The following is a 21581-nucleotide window of genomic DNA, read 5'->3' as shown; positions in this document are numbered from 1 at the left end:
TCAATAAAATAAGTAGGACTTTTTCACACAGTAATACTTTTTACCCACTACCCTGTTCTCACAATAAGAAAAAAAGTCTATAATAGTAGACAGGGTTTACTTACCTTAGAAAAATGAAAAATCATAATGGAGGTATTACATTGAATGCATTCGACCAATTGAAATTACAGGATATAAAAAAGAAAAATATGCTCACTCTGGTTACCTTTTCAATCTCGTTATTTATGGGACTTCTATTAAGTCTTGTCACTTCCGAAACAGAAAAAAGCATATATTATGGATTTCAAATCACTACTTTAATAGGAATCTATGTTGTGATTAAATATTTATTTAAAAAAGAAACTATCTTCGCTTACGTGTTTCTGCCTGTTGTATATCTATTCACAATCGTATCCATATTGATATTTGACGGCGGTTTGGCGATTACACTCATTTTCTTCTTCCTGTTACTCCTGTCAACTGTTTATATGTCCAGAAATATTTTTATTATTGGATTTGTTCTAGGTATATTCGGAATATACCGTAACACGTATCATTCTCTTGCAGATGCTACTTTACTTCAGGATAATTTCGCTGTAACGGCGATATTATATGTATTATCAGGGCTTCTTTCAATCGTATTAATTTATATCAGTACTCAACAAATGAGTCGAATTGAAGCCATGTTAATTGCAGCGGAGAAAGAATCCGCACAGAAGGAAGAAGTGCAAAAAAGATTGGAAGCAAATGTGAACGATATGACCCTTCAGTTCACTGCCGTCAATAAAAATGTCCAAGAAAATATTCACTCCCAAACAGAAATTGCTAGTGCTGTTTCAGAGGTTGCAACAGGAAGTACCGTTCAAAGCGAACAAATAGCTGGTATTTCTCAGCATTCACACAATAGCCTTAATCAAGTGGTAGAAATGTTAGAGCAAACGAGGTTATTAAAAAATGATTTTGAAGAAGCTTCAGCTATATCTGCTTCTGGTAATGAGCTTTCACAAAACCTTTCAGAAACTATGAATGATACTCAAAAACAAGTGGATGAGTTAAGTGAAGAATTCCGTTCCCTTTCGAGTAAAATTAACGAAACAAATACATTTTCTCAAGACATCATCAATGTCAGTGAACAAACAAATTTACTTGCCTTAAATGCATCCATTGAAGCTGCCCGTGCAGGAGAAGCCGGAAAAGGGTTTGCTGTAGTCGCTAATGAAATTAGAAAGCTCGCTGAAATGACCAATAAAACAGCGGAAAAGATCACCAATAACCTTCAAGATGTGAATCAAACTAATCATTCTGCCTTAGATAAAATGAATGTTAACAGTAAGATGGTCACAGATAACTTAGGTAAAACTGATCAAGTTAATGATTCTTTTACTAGGCTAACAACTTATTTACGCTCGTTACAAGATCGTTTTTCCAGTTTCGAGAGCTTAGCGGATTCAGTCAAAGATAATTCTTCTCAAGTTGAGGAATCAACAAATGAGCTAGCTGCGATTATTCAAGAGGCATCGGCAAGCTTAGAGGAAGTCAGTGCTGCAATCGAAAATTTAAATGTTCAAAATCAAAAGATTGGCGTTACGATGAAAGAGACAGAATCACTCGCTAAAAGCCTTGTTTAGATTTAACAAAATACAGGCATAGTGATTTTAAAAACACACTTCCTTAGGATCTCAAATCTAAGTGAGGTGTTTTTTTTCAAATTATGACCCGAAGATATACATTATTCAATAGATTCAAAACCAATCCGTTCTCGTTTTTCATCATCATCTTCCATCCATTCGATATCAATCATTGTTTCAAAGCCTTGGTCGTTAACATACCAAAACCCATAGTTACCGTAAATATTAGTAATATCACCCTCCGAAGATAATCCATCAATCCTTCTTTCCAAGGCTCCTCTTTCCTGCCAGTTCGTGTACGTCGTCAGCTTTATAGTATGAACGTCATCAGCGTGATCCCCTAGATAAGTTAGTGTTGCTTCGGCTCTTTCATTTAGATGTTCTTCCGAAGACAGCTGCTCTACATACAACTCTCCTTGCCAATTATTAGAATCTCCTTGAAGAGTTACAGTGTTGTCTTGTTCCTCCTCGGAACACCCTATTAAAGTTAGTACAACTAAAGTAATAAACAGCAGATAGTATTTCATGAAAGCCTCCTCCTGACCACTTCATCTTGGGATGTTATATCTTTTTGCTTTACTTAAAATTGTTCACTCTATTAGTCTAATGTCGCGCTGTATTGTTTTTTTATAGCGAAATATATTCTATTATGTAAGACGAGTTAGCTACATAAAAGGTTTCAATTTAACCTAGCTCATATACCCTATATTTTCACTTCCCTGTATAATATGGTGCGAAACAGAGAAAAATATTTTTTGTAACTCTGAATATATTTGACTTTGGCACTTGTTAAAAATGGCACAAGATATAGGTGATTTCATGCGACTGAAAAATAGCAAAAAGACACAACAAATATCTAGTCCTTCTGAACAAAATGGCAAAAAAAAACCCTCTCAATTACTCTTAAACGAAGGACTAGAAGCCGGAAATAATTATTTCAAAAAAAGTCTGGACCAAAACAAGAAAATAATTAAAGACATCGTGGGAGAAACGAGTGACTTAATTGAACATGAATTAGTACTGAGTAGTGACCCATTGATAAAAGGTGTCGTTTTTTCTATCAATGGATTAGTCGACAAACAGCAGGTTGGTCAATTCATCCTAAAGACATTACTTGATGATAAATTGAAAGAAAAGCTAGTATCCTCTAAATCGTCATTATTGCAGAAAATTGAAAAACAAATTCTGACAGTGAATGAAGTCACCTTAGAAACGGAATCAGATAAAACGATTCATGCCCTTTTATCCGGCAAGTCTATTTTATTTATCGATGGTATTGATCAAGCATTTATATGTGCCACAATCGGTGGAGAATGGCGTTCCGTGGAAGAACCAACTGCTGAAATAGCTATTCGAGGTCCGAAAGATGGCTTCATCGAGTCTATGTCCATAAATATATCGTTAATTCGACGAAGAATTAAAAGTCCTAAAATGAAGTTTGAAGTCATTCAATTAGGAAAAGTCAGTCAAACGAACGTTGCCATTACTTACATGAAGGGAATCGCCAATGCAAAGGTAGTCCAGGAAGTTAGAGATAGACTGAATAAAATAGATGTTGATGAAATATTAAGTTCAGCTAGTGTAGAAGAATTAATACAGGACAAAGCATTCACTCTTTTTCCAACGATGCTCTCTACAGAACGCCCGGATGTCGTGGCAAACTCTCTCGCAGAAGGAAGGATAGCAGTTATTGTCGATGGAACTCCATTTGTACTTATTGCACCAGTCACATTTTCACAGTTCTTCAAATCAGCAGAGGATTATTATCAAAGACCAGAGATATCTTCACTTATACGTATTTTAAGATATATAGCCTTTACCTTAGCTTTACTAGGTCCATCGTTATTTATTGCTCTGCTTATGTTTCACCAAGATCTAATCCCAACGACATTAGTTATTACCTTAGCAGCTCAAAGAGAAGGGATTCCTTTCCCTGCATTCATTGAAGCTTTTATTATGGAAGTTACGTTTGAAATATTAAGAGAAGCAGGGCTTCGCATGCCGCGTGCGATTGGACAGGCCGTATCCATCGTTGGGGCACTGGTAATCGGTCAAGCTGCTGTTGAAGCAGGTATTGTGTCTGCAGCAATGGTTATCGTTGTCGCAGGCACGGCCATTGCTAGTTTTACAACCCCTGCTTATAATCTCGCAGTATCTGCAAGGATTCTTAGATTTGGAATGATGATTTTAGCTGCAACAATGGGATTATACGGTGTTACGTTAGGTCTAATCGTTCTAATTGCTCATTTAGCAAGTTTACGATCATTTGGCACTCCTTATTTAGCTCCCTTTGCACCATTTATCCCAGAGGATCAAAAAGACGGGTTATTTCGTTTCCCTTTATGGAGTAGGAAAAAGAAATCTATCCTGTCTAATGAAAACAATCCCCTTGACACAGAAAAAGGTTTGAATGCAACCCAACCGAGTGAAACGGGGGATACAAAATAATGCCTAAATGGATAGCTTTCGTTTTATCATTATCTACATTTCTTATCTTATCCGGCTGTTGGAGTGCCGTAGAACTTAAAGATCTATCCATTGTATCGGCAATTGGAATAGACAAGTTGGATAACGGTGATATAAATGTATCCTTTCAAGTGATTAATGCTAGCGAAGTAACTGGCCAGCAAGGCGCTTCGAGAGGTGCATCGCCTACATCCGTCTTTTCATCGAGCGGCAAAACAATATTTGAAGCAGCTAGAAAGGCGACCAAAAACGTGCCTAAGCCCATCTTCCCCCCTCATTTGAATTTAGTTGTCATAAATGAACAATTTGCTAAAGAGGGCGGGCTTTTAAAGACGCTTGATTTGTTTGGTCGAGATAATGAACTACGAACGAATGCACAAGTGATGATTTCAAAGGGTACTGATGCTAAAAGTATTTTAATGGTTCAATCTCCAGTTGAAAGAGTAACCGCAGAAAAAATCACAACCAAAATGGAAAACTTAGAGAAAATTTCGGGAGAAAACATTGTGATGGACATTGATGATGTGACAAGTGCCTTAACCAGTAAAGGAAAAGAATTAATCGTGAGTGGTATTCAAATAAGTGGTGATAAAGAGGCCGGTCAAAAAAAAGAAAATATCCAACAATCAAAACCTAATGGAATTTTGGAAATAAATGGAACGGCCGTGTTTAAAGATGAAAAGTTAATAGATTGGCTAAATGAGGAGGAATCAAAAGGAGTGACTTGGGTGTTGGGGCGGATCAGAAGTACGATAGATAACGTGGAATGTAACGGGGATCCTGATGCTATAGCAATTGAAACCTTGAAATCAAATGCGAACATTCAATCAATGATAAAAAACGACAAGCCTTCCATTCAGATTACGATTCAACAAGAAGGAAGTCTAGGAGAAGTGAACTGTGGCAAGGATTTCTCAGATCCCCAAGCAATCCTTGACACAGAGAAGCTTCTTGCAGATGAAATAAAAAAAACGATAGAAAGTGCAATAAGTACTGCTCAGGAAAAACAAGTCGATATTTTTGGATTTGGGGATGTCGTCTACCGTCAACATCCAGACTCTTGGAAAAAATACGAGAGTAACTGGTCTGAAATGTTTGCTGATCTCGATATCACTATTCACGTTCAAGCTCACATTCGCTTAACCGGTATGAAGATAAATTCATTTCAACATCAAAAAAAGTAATTACAAGAAGGAGCTGTCTAAGTGGAAAAAATAAAAATAACTCCTTTTCAGTTTTTTACTTTGATTGTTCTTCTTCAATTAGGAAGTGCGATTGTTATTAGTCCTGGAGTTGCAGCAAAGCAAGATGCATGGCTTGCGATCTTGCTTGGTTTAAGTGGAGGCGTAGTCTTGTTCCTTATCTACAGCTATCTATATCACCAATTTCCTGAATTGTCATTAACGGAATACCTTCCAAAAATATTAGGCAAGCATTTAGGGTGGTTTATTGGGTTTCTGTATAGTCTCTATTTCCTGTACATCGGCACAAGAGTATTGAGGGATTTTGGTGATCTCTTAGTAACAGCGATTTTTCCTGAAACACCTTTGTTTATTATCAGTTTGTTAATGGTTCTGACAATTGTCTATGTTATCTCCCTAGGTTTTGAAGTATTATCACGGACCGGGGAATTTTACCTTCTTTTATTAATGTTTATTGGTTTTGTTGTAAACTTCTTGTTTCTGATGTCAGGCGAAGTTGAACTAGAAAACTTCCTCCCTATACTAGGAGAAGGCTGGATGCCCGTAGTCAGTGCAGCTTTCCCAAGAGTACTCACCTTTCCTTTTGGGGAAATGATTGTATTTACAATGATACTACCCTACTTAAATAATAGAAAAGCTGTTTTAAAAGTAGGCCTTATCGGCTTAGTTTTCAGTGGGGCATTAATTATATTTGCGACGATGATGAATATTGCTGTCTTAGGAATCGATATTGTCGATCGTGCGACTTTTCCACTACTTTCTGCAATTAGCAAGATTCGAATCGGTGAATTTTTGGAAAGACTAGATGCTTTAGCGGTAATTTCGTTAATAGTGGGAATGTTTTTTAAAATCGCGATTTTTATTTATGCCGGAGTACTTGGTACTTCGATTTTATTTAAAGTCGATAAATACCAAAAGTTACTTATGCCAATTTGTATTATTGTCTTAATTAGTTCCGTATCAATTGCGGAAAATATTTCTGAGCATTTACGGGAAGGTCTGGAAATCGTTCCAAAATATATTCATATGCCCTTTCAAGTCTATATTCCATTGCTATTATTAGTAATCACGGTTATCAAAAATAAAGTCTCCGGTAACCAAAAAGATAAAAGCAAGAACTAGCGGTTAACTTTGTTTTTAATTCTTATTTGTCTCATCTCTGTCTTTTTTCATAAAAGCTGCAAAGTAATGTTTGATAGGTACTGCTACTGCTATGAGTGCCAATACGATAAGGATAGCTAATTCCCCTGGGGCCGTCACTTCAAAAGGGGTCAACACTGTATCAACACTTACACTTAGTGGCATTCCTACGATTAAATCCAAGCAAACGAGTAAAGCAGACATCGCGGCAAAATAGAGAAGAAAAATAAGAAGTAATTTCGACATATGGGGTTCTCTCTCCTTAGCTGACTGAATTGAGGTTCCCTTTATTTTGCCTCATAACGTGTGAAATATTAATGTTCCGGTTATTCTTGTTTGCTCACATACGACAGACCCCTATCGGACACTCTTCACAATCGCATGCAAGTTTAAGGTAATCTAGGTCATGGATTTCCAAATAACCTCCTTCCTGCGAAATCACTCTATCCTTTTTTAGATCAGCCAACATACGATTAACACTTTCTCGAGAAGAGCCAATGTAATGACCTAATTCCCCATTCTTTATTTTTTTCGTAATCAAGATAGAGGAATCTTTTTTTTCTCCATAGGAATTGGCTAACCGTATTAAAGTGGAACATATTGCCCCCTTTTTCCCATGATGAGTAAGGTCTCGTAGTTTAGCATTCGTTGTCCGTTCCATGAGTGAACTCCATCTCAAAAACTCCATGGCTAGAACAGCATCTTGGTGTAAAAGAGGCCTTAACTTTTTATGATTTATAATACCGATTTCACAATCAGTAAGAGCCTTCGCGTCAGCTGCATAATAATTTGATGTAAAGCTGATAGCTTCTCCAAACATATCTCCGGAACTCAAGATAGTTAGTACGAATTCTTTCCCCTCTTTCGTCACTTTATATAGTTTCACTTCTCCACTTTTAATAAAAACAGATTCTCTACTAGATCCTCTTTTGTAAATATCATTTGAGTAGCCTTTGCAGATACCTGACGCATCGCCGCTTCAATCGTCCTTAAACTGCTTTCCGTGAAAAAGTGAGTATGGTGAAAAAGTTTTCTGTTTTTAGTTAATTCCACTCGTTTTTTCATAACTTATCCCTCCGCGCATTTAAGTTATCTTTATTATACATAGAGGAAATTTAATCACTGTGATAAAAATCACCGTAAGTGTGATAAAACTAACAGCTAGTCACTATTGTAAGGAGTATGGTTATAGAAAAGGTAGGTACGGAGTCTTTTCAATACCCTCCCTCCCCACCTTGTATTTTCAAGAGGAGGACTAATCATGAAAAATATCAACCAACCCGCTCCTAATTACGATGAAAATCCATTTATTGTTATTTGGGAGGTTACAAGAGCCTGTGCACTGAAATGCCTGCATTGCCGTGCCGAAGCTCAATACCGTGCAGACCCAAATCAACTAACTTTTGACGAAGGAAAAAAACTTATCGATCAAATCGCTGAAATGGATAATCCACTATTTGTTTTCACTGGCGGGGATCCGTTAATGAGACCTGATCTCTTTCAGCTTGCTGATTACGCAGTAAATGAAAAAAACTTGTCTGTTTCCATGACGCCAAGTGCTACTCCTAAAGTCACTAGGCTAGCAATAGAAAAGGCAAAAGACGTCGGTTTATCAAGATGGGCGTTTAGCTTGGATGGATCTAATTCCGAAATACATGATTTCTTTAGAGGAACAAAAGGATCTTTTGATTTAACGATGAAAGGTATCAAACACTTACAACAATTAGAGATCCCCATCCAAATAAACACAACCGTCTCGACTAGCAACTTAGAAGATTTAAAAGCAATCGCAAAAAAAGTGGAGGAGATCGGCGCTGTTCTTTGGAGTTTGTTCTTCTTAATCCCAACAGGACGAGCAAACAGCGATCAGATGATCACACCAAAAGAGCATGAAGAAGTGATGGAATGGGCCGCGGACCTTCAATCCCATGTACCATTTGGAATTAAATCTACCGAGGCACCTCATTACAGAAGAGTTGTTGCACAAAAAAAGAACAAAGGAAATGAAAGAGCAGCGTTACACGTTGATAAAATCGGACGTGCGCCTAAAGGAGTAAATGACGGGGACGGTTTTTTATTCATTAGTCACACAGGCGACGTCTTTCCTAGTGGATTCCTTCCTGTAAAATGTGGGAACGTCCGCGAAGAGCCATTAGCTGATGTCTACCGTCATTCCAAAGTAATGAAAGAATTACGTAATAAAAGTTTGTTAAAAGGAAAGTGCGGGCGTTGTGAATTCAAAGAAATATGTGGTGGCTCAAGAGCAAGAGCATTCGCAGTCACAGGAGATTATCTGGAAAGTGATCCCTCATGTATATATGAACCTGGTTCCTTACAAGTAAAATAATTTTGAAGCCGGAATGGATGTGTCCATTTCGGTTTTTTCCGCTCCAGTTAGCTGATTACCGCGGCACTTTTTCTGTTTGTTCACTAATTGTTCACGAGTGGTGTGATAAATCTCACAGTTATTCTTTTGTATCCGTTTTACAATGCTTATAGATGAAGAGAGAGGAGTGAGAGGATGCAGAAGCTTGAAAGATCCTTTTATTCAAAAGCAAGTATGTATTCGTTTTTCGTAGTAATGATATTAATTCTTTCTATGTGGCTAGGGACAGGGCAATTTGTCCATGTAGATATGATGTTATTTGGATACTTGATTGGTTCCTTGGTATTTGCAATTGGAATCACACTAAGAATGGTTTCCTGGTCATTGAGACCAGCTACACATCAGATGTTAAAAAGAAGTTTTTCCAATCTCAGAAATAGAGAACGTAAAAAACGAAACATAAGTTCCATCATTAAAACAGCTATTGATAATATCATTCTTCAAAAATTTATTTTTAAACGAGGCATTTATCGAGGTGTCACGCATTGGTTAATCGCTTGGGGCTGTATTGGATCGTTTGCAATTACCTTTGGTTTAACGTTTGGATGGATGCACTTCAGCCTTATTGACCCGGAAACATATCAAATTATCGTAATGGGCGTTCCAACTATTACGATGGCTGCACACGGATTGTTTGCAGAAATGGTTTATAACGGTTTAAACATTACTGCCATGATGGTATTAATCGGCGTTCTCATGGCCCTCATCCGCAGAACAACCAGTCCGGATGTGAAAGTGACGCAACGAACCGAGTTTGATTTAGTTCCACTTTATATCTTACTTACAGTAACGGTGACTGGCCTAGTACTCACGTTGTCCTATGCTGTTTTAGACGGTTGGATGCATAATTACTTGAGTCTCATCCACCAAATTACCGTTGTACTGTTTTTAGTTTACTTTCCATTCGGCAAACTGTTTCACTTACCAATTCGACCAATGACAACAGCGGTGCCGATGAACTATCAAGAGCATTTGCAAGTCGATACGAGAGCATGTAAAAGATGCGAAACTCTATATAGTAACGATGACCAGATTGCAGATGTGAAAGAAATTCTAGGAGCACAAAGCTTTGATTTACAGTTAAGTGACGGCACGTATCTTTCTGATTATTGTCCAGCCTGCAGACGACGTATGCGCGTGATGAAACAAATGAATCTAGAGTCCCAGCATAAGAATCCATACGCCCCCATCCAAACGATGACCGATGTTCAGGTCCCTGGTTTTGGCAAGCATAGAGCAGATTCCTATTACGAGAAGAAAGACAAAGGAGACAAAAATCATGAGTGAATTTATTTCAAAACCCGGAGTCAAAAATCTTCAACGTGACGGCGAAAAGCTAATCACTACTCATTGCAGCTACTGCGGCATGCAATGCGGCATGCACATAAGAGTTTCTGAAAGAACCGGAGAAATTAAAGGGGTTGAACCAAGATATGATTGGCCTGTTACATTAGGAAAACTTTGCCCAAAAGGAGTTACCGCGTATCAGCAAATTGATCACCCTGACAGAATCAAACGCCCTCTTATTAAAAAGAATGGTGAGTTTATCGAAAGCAGTTGGGATGAAGCTCTTTCCCTTATTGAAAGAAAGTTTACTGAACTGCAAGAAAAACACGGCAAAGACTCTCTATCTGTTTTCGGTGGTGTATCGATGACCAATGAAAAATGTTATTTAGTCGGAAAGTATGCTCGAGTCGCTCTAGGTACACGTTTCATCGATTATAACGGTCGTTTTTGTATGAGTTCCGCTGCAGGTGGATTTAACCAAACGTTTGGTTTAGATCGTGGTTCAACGCTTCCATGGACAGAGCTTGAGCATAGTGATTGCTTTTTAATTGCCGGCTCCAACACTGCCGAGTGTCATCCTACCAGCATCCAAATGTTTTGGAAAGCAAGAGATAAAGGGGCAAAGATGATTGTCGTTGATCCGCGCGAAACACCAACTGCACGAATTGCCGATGTTCACCTTGACCTCAAACCAGGAACGGACTCGGCTTTAGCAAACGGACTGCTTCATCTTATTATCAAAGAAGGATATGTTGATCAAGAATATGTTGACGAAAGATGTAATAACTACGAGGAATTAAAAGCTTCTGTTGAAGCCTTTACACCAGATCACACCGCTTCTTTAACAGGCGTAGATAAAGAAAAAATTATTAAAGCAGCTCACATATTTGGGCAATCACCTCGATCAGTCGTCATGTTTGCTCGCGGTGTCGAGCAGCAATCCAAAGGAGTAGACAATGTCACTCTTTATTCCGCTTTGGCACTTCTAAGAGGACAAATTGGCAAGTTTGCTTCTGGAGTTGCAACATTTACCGGTCAAGGGAATGGTCAAGGCGGCCGGGAACATGGTCAGAAATCAGACCTCCTTCCAGGATATCGAAAATTAACCGATCCTGAAGCTGTAAAATATATATCAAAAGTTTGGGGGATCGAACCTGAAGAAATGCCTAAACCAGGTGTATCTGCCTATGAAATGTTTGACGAGATTCATAACGGTACAATCAAAGCGATGCATGTTATTTGCAGTAACCCAGCTGTCTCTTCGCCCAATGTGGAGTATGCGTGGGAAGCATTTAAGAAACTTGATTTTCTAGTTGTTAATGACTTTTTCCTTTCCGAAACAGCGGAATTTGCTGACGTGGTGTTACCAACAACCACTTGGGCAGAAGATGAAGGAACTACTACGAATTTAGAAGGTCGCGTTATCAGAATCCGTAAGGCTATCGAGCCTCTTCATGAGTCAAAACCAGACTGGGAAATCTTCGGTGAGATTGCCAAACGTTTAGGAAAAGGAAAGCATTTTAATTATAAAAATCCTCGAGAAATCTTTGAGGAATTCAGAATTGCTACTAAAGGTGGAAAAGCTGACTACTCCGGCATCACGTATGAAAGAATCGATAAAGAAGATGGCGTATTCTGGCCTTGTCCATCAGAGGACCATCCTGGAACACCGACGATTTTCAAAGACAAGTTTAGTACCCCTGACGGAAAAGCAAACCTGCCGGCTGTTGCCTGGAAAGAACCCGGAGAAATTCCGACGAAGGAATTTCCACTGAGACTTACTACAGGTCGAGTTGTCTATCACTACTTATCTGGTAATCAAACGAGAAGAATTGATTTTCTAATGGAACAGTGTCCAGTTCCTTATGCAGAAATGCATCCGGAACTTGCAAGTCAATACAACATGAGAGATGGAGAAATGATTAAACTTTCAACGCCTCGAAGTTCGATGGAACTTGAAGTGAAGCTAACGAAAGCAACCCGAAACGATATCGTCTTTGTTCCTTATCACTGGGGTAAAGAACTTTCTGTTAATAAATTAACAAACCCAAGCTTAGATCCGATTTCAAGAATGCCGGAATTCAAAGTTTGTTCCGCTAAAATCGAGAAACTTTAGAAAAACGCGTAGCGTCTTTTATTAAATACAGTGTGATCTTTAAAGCCACCCCGAGTAGCACCTACGAAGTGCGTGTAGGTGCTACCCGAAAGGAGGGCGAACTTCCCTTGATGCGTGTGGCGTAAAGATAGCTGCTAATTTTATAAATTCTTATCTCTAAAAAAATAAGGAGGTCGTCCTATGAATAAGATTATGTACCTAGAATTTGAAAGATGTATCGGCTGCAGAGCCTGTCAAGCCGCCTGTCGTGAATGCGGTGACCACGATGCAAAAGAACGAAACTTTGTGGAGCATGTTGACTTTATGGAAAGCAGACAAACGTTTCCGATGATGTGTATGCAATGCAAAGACCCTGCATGTGCCAGAGTTTGCCCTGCTAATGCGATTCAAATTACCGAAGAAGGGGTTGTACTATCGGCATCGGATGAAAAATGTATTGGTTGTCGTAACTGTACATTTGGATGTCCATTCGGTATTCCTAAATTCGATTTCGAAGAAAACAAAATGTATAAATGCGACATGTGTTATGACAGATCAAAACACGATATAGCACCGATGTGTGCTTCTGTTTGCCCAAGTGACGCCATTCGTTTCATTGATTTTGACGAGATGCAGTCTTTGCGAAGAAGACGTACACAAATGAACTTAGTCGAAGGGAAAAAACCTACAGAACAGGATAAGTGGAAATATGTTCCTGAATTCTTCGGGGTGTATTCTGACTAAAGATTGGAGTGAGCCTGATGAAAGATAATAACCGAAAATCTAAAAGGAATCAGACAGGTAGTAATGATGAATTGGTTAATCTTGTAAATAACGTTAACAGAAAAGAAGATTTAGATTTAAACCGACGTGCCTTTTTAAAAGCTACTGCGGGGGCGTCGGTCGCACTTGGCTTAGCAACCATTCCTTTTTCCGTGCATGCGATGATTGGTGACTTTGAAGATAAAGAAAACAGAGTGGGAATTGTGAAACTTTCAGAGCTTCCTAAAGGTTCATCTATAACTTTTAACTATCCAACTGACCATGACCCGGCCCTTCTAGTTCATACAAAATCCGGAGAACTAAAAGCATATAACAGCGCCTGTACACACTTGATGTGTCCCGTGTTTTATGAAAAAGAAGAGGAGGTTCTTCTCTGCCCTTGTCATAAAGGGTATTTCGAACTTAATAATGGTCAACCGCTTGCTGGCCCGCCGCAGCGCGAATTGCCCCTAATTGAAACGGAAGTTACCAATGGTATTGTGTATGCAGTCGACAGGAGGTACCGCCATGGGTAAAAAAATTTGCTGGGCAATTATCTTTTTGACCGTCGCGTTAAATGTCGTCATGTTGCAATGGGCGATTGAATCCTATTTAGGACATGAGTTTGAAAAACTTTATCAGTTTTCGATCGTTGCACTCTTGTCCTCATTCATTGCACTCATCGCTTTTTTAAAATGGCGAAGGCTTGAGTACAGTCAATAAAATTACCTAGATGAGGTGGTAAAAAATGATGCACGACGAAAAAGCTAGCAGACGTATTTTAATATTATCAACCTTTGGGATGGCTTTGGCATTTACAGTGTGGGCTTCCCTCTCACCTTTAGCCAATCAATTTCAGACATTGTATGATCTTACAGCTACACAGAAAAGTGTTCTCGTCGCTGTTCCTGTTCTTCTTGGATCCATTATGAGAGTCCCGATAGGAATTCTAGCCGATCGCTTTGGCAGACGTAAAGTCTTTACCCTTTTATTACTTTTCACCATTATCCCTCTAATTGGTGTAGGTCTATCCAGCTCTTATGGTTCCTTGTTATTCTGGGCATTTTTCCTTGGAGTAGCAGGGGCGTCGTTTGCGGTATCGATTACATTTGTCTCAAAATGGACTCCGAGCGACAAGCAAGGTACGGCTCTCGGCATTAATGGTTTAGGTAACTTTGGAACAGCATTGGCAGGATTCACACTACCTTCCATCGCGATCTACTTTGGCCTACAGTGGGCATTCTTTGGACTTATTATACCAGTTATCGTGATGGCTGCCTTAATTTGGTTCTGGACACCTGAAACACCAAAGTCAGGAGAAAAGAAAACCATGCTTGGGGCGTTATCGGTGTTGAGGTTTAAAAACAGTTGGGTATTATCTTTATTTTACTTTGTTACATTTGGCGCTTTTGTAGCGTTCGGTATTTATCTACCTATCTTGCTAATGGACCTCTACGCTTTATCTGCCGTAGACGCAGGGATGAGAGCCGCTGGATTTGTCGTTATTGCAACCATCGCCCGTCCCTTGGGAGGCTATTTAGGTGATAAAGTCGGCGCCGGAAAAGTTCTCACGTTCGTTTTCAGCGGGATTGTCCTGGGTGCTTTGGTCATAAGCTTTGGTATGGCTAGTATCATTGTAATGACGATCGCATGTTTAGTAGTTGCTGCTGTGACTGGTATTGGTAATGGTGCTGTTTTCAAACTGGTACCCGATTTATTCCCTAAAGCAACCGGTGCTGTCACGGGGATTGTTGGTGCTGCAGGTGGTCTTGGCGGATTCTTCCCGCCTATCCTTCTCGGTTCGATCAAGGATGTTACAGGTACTTACATGATTGGGTTCCTAGGTCTAGCTCTCTTATCTGTTGTTTGTTTTATTATTAATAAAAGGCAATTTGATCATTCAAAGAGAACAACATTTGTAGAAGCAAGATTATAGTTTGTTAGATATCCTCACGTATTACACGTGGGGTTTTTTTATTGATGATATACTACATTGATTGAAAGAACTATTTGGACTTTTCAGTATACTCTCGTTGTTTCTTTACCTCGTTTATTACTTTTCGTAGTTGCTTTCTTTAGAACAATGAGAATCAGTTTAAAAGGATGGGATAAACTTGTTACAGCAAGATAAAAAAACTAGCAGACGTATTTTAATTTTAACGACAGTTGCTATGGCTTTAACGTTTACTGTTTGGGCTTCTTTATCGCCATTAGCCAATCACTTTGAAACGCTATATGGACTTTCAGCTACACAAACAAGTGTTTTAGTAGCAATTCCAGTATTGCTCGGCTCAATTATGCGTGTTCCAGTAGGCATATTAACTGATCGTCACGGCGGTCGTAAAGTTTTTACGATACTTTTATTGCTTATAGTCATACCGCTGATAGGAGTAGGCTTCGCTAATACATACACGTCATTATTATTTTGGGCGTTTTTTCTTGGTATAGCTGGTTCTTCTTTCGCGGCCTCCATTACATTCGTTTCAAAATGGACCCCTAAAGAAAAACAAGGAACAGCATTGGGTTTAAACGGCATGGGAAATATCGGGACGGCCTTGGCTGGTTTTTTACTTCCAACCATTGCTATCTATTTCGGACTTCAATGGTCATTTTGGAGCCTAGTCATACCAGTAATAGCGATGGCGGCGATGATTTGGTTTTGGACTCCTGAAACACCAAAGCCTGAAGAAAGGAAAACCATGCTTGGTGCATTATCTGTTTTAAAGTTTAAAGACAGTTGGACACTATCCTTATTTTATTTTGTTACGTTTGGCGCATTTGTAGCATTTAGTATTTATTTGCCGATCTTATTAGTGGACCTTTATAATTTATCCTCGGTGGATGCAGGAATGAGGGCGGCAGGGTTTGTTGTCATTGCAACACTGATAAGACCTTTAGGAGGTTATCTAGGTGATAAAGTCGGTGCAGAAAAAGTTTTAACATTCGTTTTCACAGGGATTGTAATAGGTTCTTTAGCGATTAGCTTCGGAATGGAAAATCTGATCGTAATGACCTTTGCTTGTTTATTTATCGCTGCAGTATGCGGCATTGGTAACGGTGCAGTATTTAAACTTGTACCACAATTATTTCCTAAAGCAACCGGTACTGTTACTGGGATTGTTGGTGCTGCAGGCGGACTCGGCGGCTTTTTCCCGCCTATATTTCTTGGGTCTATTAAAGACATGACCGGTGATTATGTGCTCGGATTTCTCGCTCTCGCCTTTTTATCTCTCGTATGTTTATTCATAAATAAAAAACAATTTGACCAAAGTAAAGTTTCATCTTTTGAGACCGTTAAATCATAAAATACTATATAAAAAACCCATGTTATAATTTTCTACATGGGTTTTTTTGATTCCGGCTTTACTTGGCTCCTTTAACAAACTATGCTTATGTTAGGTATCCTCTCATCTCTCTGTAAATTGTACTGCGATATCGAGAAAGAGGTGATTCCATGCTCAAAAAAGAACTTAAGTTAAAGCGTTTCTTTGATCAATTATCTGAAGAGAACAAAGAACTTCTATTGCAAAAGGGTACTAAGAAGAAGATAAGCGCAAACACGATTCTTTTCAGTGAAGGTGATCAGCCTGATTACATTTATCTCGTGCAATCCGGTATGGTACGTCTCAGTAAAATGACGATTGACGGAAAGGAATTCTCTCTTCATCTGAAGCAAAGTGGAGAGTTAGTAGGAGAAGTTGGGCTGTTTAATATGATGGCCATTAGTGTCACAGCCACCGTCGAAAAGGATGCTGAACTTGTTCGGTTTGATCGAGTAACACTTGAAAAACTTTTTGAAGAAAATGGTCAGATTGCTGTGGCTTTTATGAAGTGGTTTGCTACGCATACCCAATCCACCCAGTCCAAATTTCGTGACTTGATTCTTTGTGGAAAAAAAGGCGGACTATACTCTACATTAATTCGATTTACTAATTCCTATGGCGAAGAGCATTCTCAAGGAATTCTAATAAAAGTACAATTAACTAACCAGGACATTGCCCAATATATCGGTACAACACGGGAAGGTGTTAATCGGCTGATGAATGAGCTCAAAAAAGAAAATATTATCTGTTATGATGGTACTTACATTATAATCCGGGATATTAAATTTCTAAAAGACTTTTTACAATGTGGGGATTGTCCGGTTGAGGTATGTACGATTTAAAAGGGATTTAATCTTAACTTTCTCTGTGATTATTTTAACCTAATACACGTCGCGTGAAGTCAATTGCAGAATGGGGTTCCTCAAAGTGACCATGAGACATCCCCTCCCCTGAATTTAATACTAGTTTCTTAAATTATTGCCTTGAAGCAGTATACTTCACTACTTCAGGAGCTTCTTCTAATTTCCCCTGAGATGCTTCACCAAAGGCTTTGAAATGAGCTGTCTCAAAATGAAATTCGACAGCATCTTCATCTTTCCACTCTTCTACCATCACAAAAACATTTGATTTCTCGGTGTCCTCGTATAACTTATAGCTAATGTTTCCTTCTTCTGCTTGAGAATTCTTAACTAGATCCTCAGTGAGCCTTAAAAAGTCCGATCGCGCTTCCTTTTTAACATGAATATGTGCATGAATGATTATCATCATTACTACCTCCTCGATCTTCCAGTCTATCTCTAATAATCTTTTCATATCCTTTAGCCTCTGTCCAATTTAAAGCACCTTTTAGAGAAAATCTCCAGTCGGAGTGAGATGCAGATCTTCTCCTTGAACTCGGATCTCTCCAGAAGTGCCAAGAATGGTACATTCCGTTACGAAGAACTCATCATTCACTGTTTTATCGGTATAACTCAACAAGATCCCCTGCCACTTATCTGTTCCTTTCGTCACTTCGATCTTCTGCCCTTCCATAGACCGATGTTTTGCTTTCAACAAATAAGCTTTCCATTTTTTCCAATGATAATAAAGACAAGCTTTTTCTCCATTCTCCAAGTATCCCATAAATGCTTGATTATCATCTATTTCTGCCTCAAGCTCTGTAGCCAGTATTTTCACAGCATCTTGAATGTGTTGATAATCTTCAAACGTCAAATCACCAGAAAATATTAACTGATAAAAAGACGAATCTTCTTTATGTTCCGCTAGTACCGACTCCCTCTTTTTACTTAATGCTTTGTCTAGAAAATAACCTTCTCTCGCTTTGGAAAACCCAGCTTTCTGAAAGGCGGCCTCACTATTTCCATTCTCTTTATAGTAGAGTTTCACTTTAAGCATAAATTATCTCTCCTCAATCTCATACTTCTTTAGATTAAAGATACCAAATCCGCGAGAATGAAACTGTGCTTTTTATCACACTTTTTAACCTAGAATGTTCTTACTGTGATTTATGTCATAGCAAAACTATTGAAAAACCTAGTATATTTAATGTGACATCAATGTTATTAAAAGGAGAATGCATCATGAATTGGTATCTTCCAAAAGAACATGGCGCCTGGGCCATGCTTATTGTTCCATATCTATTGGGGGTATTAGGGACATCGTTTTCCATGTGGCAAATCTTATTCTTTCTAGGAATTTTTACTGTATATTGCTCTAGCGGGCCTTTTCTGGCTTATATTCGTCAGCCTAAACTGGGGGCAGAAGTGTTGCCTCCGATTTTGATTTGTGGTTTTATTGGTGCCGTTTGTGTACTACCGGTTTTAATTAAGTATCCGTTTCTTTTATTAATCATAGTGCTTGCGACTCCTTTTTTCACTTTAAATATTTACTTCGCTAAAAAAAAGAAAGAGCGTCTCTTTATTAATGACCTCAGTGCTATTATCGGACTTTCTACACTTACTCTCATGGCTTATTATATCGGTGAGCAATCGGTTAACCTTACAGCATGGGTGCTTTTCATACTTTCCGTTCTATTTTTTACGGCAAGTGTTCTCCATGTGAAATCACTAATTAGAGAACGTAAAAATAGGTATTTTCAAATGTTTAATTATAGTTATCATAGTTTATTACTTATCATGCCTCTTCTATTTGGTTTTGCTGGTCTCTCTCTATTATTTGTCGGTTCATTACTTAGAACTGTTTTTTTTCCGCGCAAAACGATGCTAAAGCCAATGAAGATTGGAATGGTAGAAATCATTACTAGTATATTATTTGTTGTTCTAACCGGAGTCGTATTTTATTGATTTAAAACTAAGTACATTTATCAAGTAATCGCAAAAAAATCAGATAAGTGGTAACTATTAAGTCACCTCCTATCTGAATATGTTAGGTAACCCCAACATAATGGATCATAGAGCACAAGGTCTATTCCATCACTTGAATTGCTTTTGACAAGGCGTAATCACCTAAATTCACTTCCAGTTCCTTTTCTAGTGCTAAATTGGCAAGCTGGCTTCCAAGATAGGGGCCTGCTGTCAGACCCGATGCTCCAAGTCCGTTTGCAATGAGCAAGCCTTCATAAGGTGGCCACTCGCCCATTACAGGTACAGAATCCGGTGTGATCGGGCGAAAACCTACTCGTGTTTCTACGAACGTGCTTTCACTTAAACCCGGTGCCGTCTCAAGCAGTTTTTCCAAAATATCGTTCACTCCTCCTACTGTCACCCGGGGATCAAAACCAGCGTGGTCTTCGTGGGTTGCACCTGCGACTAGGCGCCCCCCCTCAAATGAGAGTAAATAATGATTTCCTGGAGGGATAACTACCGGCCAATCTCCAGTCTCCGCTCCTGGAAGATCCAGGTGGATAATTTGCGCCTTTTGCGGTCTTAAGCTAAAATCGAGGCGAAGTGGCTTTAGCAACTCTTTAGCCCAGGCACCACCTGTCACAATAACTTTGTCCCCGTACCACTTTTCTCCCTGAATAGTCACACCTTTAATCCTCTGACCTTCTTCAATTAAGTTTACATTTCCATGGATGATTTTTGCCCCATGCGCTTTCGCAGCTTGAATTAAAGAGCTGCATAATACACTTCCGTTAACATGTGCACCACCACTGATATGAATCGATCCGTATTCAGGATGAAGTGGAGGAAATAATGCTTTTGTTTCTGCTGGAGAAAGCTTTCTGACTTCTCCCATTTCTGGAGCATCTACTTTTCTTTTTAATGCGATTTCAAGCACTTGATCTAGTTTCTTTTCGTCTTTATGCAGTCGGATAGCACCTACATTTGCATAGCCTGTTTCGGTCTCGCCTAGTGCTTTTAGCTCCTCGATTAGTTTCGGATAAAATGCAGCACCTTTTTTCACGAGCTGGTACCATGCTTTATTGCGACGCCTTGTCATCCAAGGACAAATAATTCCTGCAGCCGCCCCTGTTGCTTGTCCCGGTTCCCCGCGGTCAACAATCGTTACATGAGCCCCAGTCTTTGCCAAATGATACGCCGTTGAAGCTCCTAGAATACCTGCACCGACCACTATATATGATTTCAATTGCAACACCTTTTTCATTTTCGTTAGTTTAGTTTACACCTTATTTTAACAGTAATGACTTATCGATGCAGAATAGCTGCCATTTCAAGTTTTTTCGTTTCATGGGGTTCTGCGCATTTCGTTACCTTACCTCCTAAAACCAAAAAAAGTAGCACCTAAATAACAGGCACTACTTAGTAATATTAAGGTTTTATGTTCTTCCAGCTGTCGACATGATGAATTCCTATACCATTAAAACCGGGATAATTTGCATAATGATTATTAACCATTTCAAGTTGCTGGTTCATATATGTTTCTCCTTCTTCATAAAACGTAATCCTGTCCCCTTCCCTGGTTTGACCAGTTTCCACGCCAATAACAAGTGCTGTTCCGTGCTGGCCAGCATAAGCTACTTCATTTTTGACAATATCTATGATCATCGGAGCAGAATCACGATAGGCCATAATGGTAACGCTATCCATGTTAGCAATGACCCACTCCGCAAGAATTCCTTTTCCGAAAGAGTTTTTATAAGTAATTTCATCAAACCAGAATGGCAGATCTACTTCCAACGGTAGACCCAATGATTCCGTTCTTGTCTTTGCATCTGTTAACAAGGATTGAAATGCTGTTACTGTCTTTGCTTGGTTTTTACTCCACCCGCTGTATAAATAAGGCTCGACATCCAAATGAACACCTGCAAATGCTTGGGCAGTAGAGGATTCTTGTTGGTAATTCTCAAGCCATGATAACATCTTAGACTGATTACGTGCTCCTTTTGGTGCAACCCAATCAGGTGCCCCATCTAAAGCATATATACTTATTCCTTTTGCTGATGCTTTTTCAATAAAGCTTTGATAGTCAGGGATCGACATTTCCTGATCGATTTGAACATAAACCTTGTTCACGTTTTTACTTTCAAGGAAAGTGACAGTTCCATCTTCATCATTCGCAAACATCCATGGATTCCATAACCATGTGGCTCTGTCTTGTTTATCTAATGCATGGACATTAAAAGATATACTTCCGGCAATTATAAAAATCAAAACTACCACCATCACAATTTTCTTCATAACAAAAATTCCCCCTATTCTGTAAGCCGAGGCTCATAAAAAAGAGGGCCCGGGAACCTGACAACCATCTGCTTTGATAAGCATTTAGGCTCATGGCTTTGCGTCCTTCCCTTTCGGTGAAGTTTGCCTTTTTCAGATTATATATTTAGTCATATTATATATTTATAACTTGATTTCGTCTATGCATTTCACACCAATAAATCCGCCGATG

General features: G+C 39.0%; 22 protein-coding genes and 1 riboswitch. Of the genes, 14 read left to right on the top strand and 8 right to left on the bottom strand.

The window, feature by feature from the left end:
• Nucleotides 1-140 precede the first annotated feature (140 nt).
• Nucleotides 141-1607 (top strand): methyl-accepting chemotaxis protein, encoded by a 1467-nt coding sequence (locus tag CEF18_RS19675; protein ID WP_190238707.1) that lies wholly within the window; start codon nucleotides 141-143, stop codon nucleotides 1605-1607.
• Between the two features lie 101 nt (nucleotides 1608-1708).
• On the opposite strand, the gene CEF18_RS19670 is transcribed toward CEF18_RS19675, so the two are convergent.
• Nucleotides 1709-2134 (bottom strand): hypothetical protein, encoded by a 426-nt coding sequence (locus CEF18_RS19670; protein WP_110938208.1) that lies wholly within the window; start codon nucleotides 2132-2134, stop codon nucleotides 1709-1711.
• Nucleotides 2135-2426: 292 nt separating this feature from the next.
• Between CEF18_RS19670 and CEF18_RS19665 the strand changes: the two genes are divergently transcribed.
• From CEF18_RS19665 to CEF18_RS19655, 3 genes are read left to right on the top strand one after another with little or no spacing between them, the layout of a single operon-like run.
• Complete coding sequence (locus CEF18_RS19665) at nucleotides 2427-4055, top strand: spore germination protein (protein ID WP_183040943.1); 1629 nt, start codon at nucleotides 2427-2429, stop codon at nucleotides 4053-4055.
• Nucleotides 4055-5257, top strand: a complete 1203-nt coding sequence (locus CEF18_RS19660; RefSeq protein WP_110938206.1) for a Ger(x)C family spore germination protein — start codon at nucleotides 4055-4057, stop codon at nucleotides 5255-5257. The genes CEF18_RS19665 and CEF18_RS19660 overlap by 1 nt, the downstream gene beginning before the upstream one ends.
• 21 nt (nucleotides 5258-5278) lie before the next feature.
• Nucleotides 5279-6397 (top strand): GerAB/ArcD/ProY family transporter, encoded by a 1119-nt coding sequence (locus tag CEF18_RS19655; protein WP_110938205.1) that lies wholly within the window; start codon nucleotides 5279-5281, stop codon nucleotides 6395-6397.
• A gap of 15 nt (nucleotides 6398-6412) precedes the next feature.
• Here the strand turns inward: CEF18_RS19655 and CEF18_RS19650 are convergent, their stop codons facing one another.
• The 3 genes from CEF18_RS19650 to CEF18_RS19640 all read right to left on the bottom strand — a co-directional run bounded on the left by CEF18_RS19650 (nucleotide 6413) and on the right by CEF18_RS19640 (nucleotide 7480).
• Nucleotides 6413-6661, bottom strand: coding sequence for a hypothetical protein (locus CEF18_RS19650; protein WP_110938204.1), 249 nt, complete (start codon nucleotides 6659-6661; stop codon nucleotides 6413-6415).
• 94 nt (nucleotides 6662-6755) lie between these two features.
• Nucleotides 6756-7301 carry a Crp/Fnr family transcriptional regulator gene (locus CEF18_RS19645; protein WP_110938203.1) on the bottom strand — a complete coding sequence of 182 codons (546 nt, stop codon included), beginning with the start codon at nucleotides 7299-7301 and terminating at the stop codon, nucleotides 6756-6758.
• The gene (locus tag CEF18_RS19640; protein ID WP_110938202.1) at nucleotides 7298-7480 is read right to left on the bottom strand and encodes a hypothetical protein; all 183 of its coding nucleotides are present in this window, start codon (nucleotides 7478-7480) and stop codon (nucleotides 7298-7300) included. Before CEF18_RS19640 ends, CEF18_RS19645 begins: the two co-directional genes overlap by 4 nt.
• A 196-nt stretch (nucleotides 7481-7676) precedes the next feature.
• On the opposite strand from CEF18_RS19640, the gene CEF18_RS19635 reads away from it, so the two are divergent.
• The 9 genes from CEF18_RS19635 (at nucleotide 7677) to CEF18_RS19595 (ending at nucleotide 17110) form a co-directional block, all read left to right on the top strand.
• Nucleotides 7677-8762, top strand: a complete 1086-nt coding sequence (locus CEF18_RS19635; protein WP_110938201.1) for a TIGR04053 family radical SAM/SPASM domain-containing protein — start codon at nucleotides 7677-7679, stop codon at nucleotides 8760-8762.
• A 174-nt stretch (nucleotides 8763-8936) separates the two neighbouring features.
• Entirely contained in the window at nucleotides 8937-10088 is a 1152-nt protein-coding gene (locus CEF18_RS19630; RefSeq protein ID WP_110938200.1) for an MFS transporter, read from the top strand.
• Nucleotides 10081-12204, top strand: coding sequence for a formate dehydrogenase subunit alpha (gene fdhF / locus CEF18_RS19625; protein WP_110938199.1), 2124 nt, complete (start codon nucleotides 10081-10083; stop codon nucleotides 12202-12204). Before CEF18_RS19630 ends, fdhF begins: the two co-directional genes overlap by 8 nt.
• A 180-nt stretch (nucleotides 12205-12384) precedes the next feature.
• Entirely contained in the window at nucleotides 12385-12927 is a 543-nt protein-coding gene (locus CEF18_RS19620; RefSeq protein ID WP_110938198.1) for a 4Fe-4S dicluster domain-containing protein, read from the top strand.
• 17 nt (nucleotides 12928-12944) lie between these two features.
• Entirely contained in the window at nucleotides 12945-13481 is a 537-nt protein-coding gene (locus CEF18_RS19615) for a Rieske 2Fe-2S domain-containing protein (RefSeq protein ID WP_110938197.1), read from the top strand.
• Nucleotides 13474-13668: a hypothetical protein gene (locus tag CEF18_RS19610; protein WP_110938196.1), complete on the top strand. Its 195-nt coding sequence runs from the start codon at nucleotides 13474-13476 to the stop codon at nucleotides 13666-13668. Before CEF18_RS19615 ends, CEF18_RS19610 begins: the two co-directional genes overlap by 8 nt.
• A gap of 28 nt (nucleotides 13669-13696) precedes the next feature.
• Complete coding sequence (locus CEF18_RS19605) at nucleotides 13697-14881, top strand: MFS transporter (protein WP_110938818.1); 1185 nt, start codon at nucleotides 13697-13699, stop codon at nucleotides 14879-14881.
• 235 nt (nucleotides 14882-15116) lie between these two features.
• Nucleotides 15117-16250 (top strand): MFS transporter, encoded by a 1134-nt coding sequence (locus CEF18_RS19600; RefSeq protein WP_110938817.1) that lies wholly within the window; start codon nucleotides 15117-15119, stop codon nucleotides 16248-16250.
• A gap of 149 nt (nucleotides 16251-16399) precedes the next feature.
• Entirely contained in the window at nucleotides 16400-17110 is a 711-nt protein-coding gene (locus CEF18_RS19595) for a Crp/Fnr family transcriptional regulator (RefSeq protein WP_110938195.1), read from the top strand.
• 133 nt (nucleotides 17111-17243) lie between these two features.
• On the opposite strand, the gene CEF18_RS19590 is transcribed toward CEF18_RS19595, so the two are convergent.
• Nucleotides 17244-17537: a putative quinol monooxygenase gene (locus tag CEF18_RS19590; RefSeq protein WP_223292405.1), complete on the bottom strand. Its 294-nt coding sequence runs from the start codon at nucleotides 17535-17537 to the stop codon at nucleotides 17244-17246.
• A 78-nt stretch (nucleotides 17538-17615) separates the two neighbouring features.
• The gene (locus tag CEF18_RS19585) at nucleotides 17616-18164 is read right to left on the bottom strand and encodes a hypothetical protein (RefSeq protein WP_110938193.1); all 549 of its coding nucleotides are present in this window, start codon (nucleotides 18162-18164) and stop codon (nucleotides 17616-17618) included.
• A 185-nt stretch (nucleotides 18165-18349) separates the two neighbouring features.
• On the opposite strand from CEF18_RS19585, the gene CEF18_RS19580 reads away from it, so the two are divergent.
• A complete protein-coding gene (locus CEF18_RS19580; RefSeq protein WP_183040942.1) occupies nucleotides 18350-19072 on the top strand; it encodes a YwiC-like family protein in 723 nt (240 codons plus the stop codon).
• Nucleotides 19073-19193: 121 nt separating this feature from the next.
• Here CEF18_RS19580 and CEF18_RS19575 read toward each other — a convergent pair whose 3' ends face one another.
• Both CEF18_RS19575 and CEF18_RS19570 read right to left on the bottom strand, forming a co-directional pair.
• Nucleotides 19194-20318: an NAD(P)/FAD-dependent oxidoreductase gene (locus CEF18_RS19575; protein WP_110938816.1), complete on the bottom strand. Its 1125-nt coding sequence runs from the start codon at nucleotides 20316-20318 to the stop codon at nucleotides 19194-19196.
• Between the two features lie 182 nt (nucleotides 20319-20500).
• Nucleotides 20501-21370 carry an amidase gene (locus tag CEF18_RS19570; protein WP_110938191.1) on the bottom strand — a complete coding sequence of 290 codons (870 nt, stop codon included), beginning with the start codon at nucleotides 21368-21370 and terminating at the stop codon, nucleotides 20501-20503.
• Nucleotides 21371-21418: 48 nt separating this feature from the next.
• Nucleotides 21419-21508, bottom strand: a riboswitch (cyclic di-GMP riboswitch).
• Between the last annotated feature and the right edge of the window lie 73 nt (nucleotides 21509-21581).

This window comes from Salipaludibacillus neizhouensis, from assembly GCF_002886185.1.
GTDB lineage: Bacteria > Bacillota > Bacilli > Bacillales > Salisediminibacteriaceae > Salipaludibacillus > Salipaludibacillus neizhouensis.
This window is presented reverse-complemented; position numbering and strand designations above follow the sequence as displayed.